The organism is Pseudomonas sp. AC463, assembly GCF_979253585.1.
In genome coordinates this window covers 1-276 of sequence record NZ_CEEDDZ010000554.1, presented here as the reverse complement: position 1 = coordinate 276, position 276 = coordinate 1, and the positions used below count along the sequence as shown (strand labels likewise).

The 276-nt window shown below is 69.2% G+C and carries 1 protein-coding gene; it reads right to left on the bottom strand.

What is annotated here, in order from left to right:
- Nucleotides 1–276: S1 RNA-binding domain-containing protein (locus AC0IYH_RS31385; protein ID WP_471838133.1), on the bottom strand; the 276-nt coding region annotated here is incomplete at both ends.

Sequence of the window (276 nt, the reverse complement as noted above, 5' to 3'; positions counted from 1 at the left end):
ACCTGGAAGCGCTCCGGGCGCTGCTCGTCGCGGTCGCGTCCCAGATCGGTACGCTTGATGAAGCCGGTCGCGCCGTCGTCGCCCTGCTGCACTTCGAGACCCGCGTCGCGAACCTCGAGGACGGTGACGGTAACGACCGCGTTCTTGTTCAGGCGATCGCCCGCTGCGGTGGTGCCGCCGGCGGCCGGGCCACCACGCTCCAGCTGCTTCATGCCGAGCGAGATGCGCTCCTTCTCGGGATCGATGTCGAGCACGATCGCCTGGACGGTCTCGCCC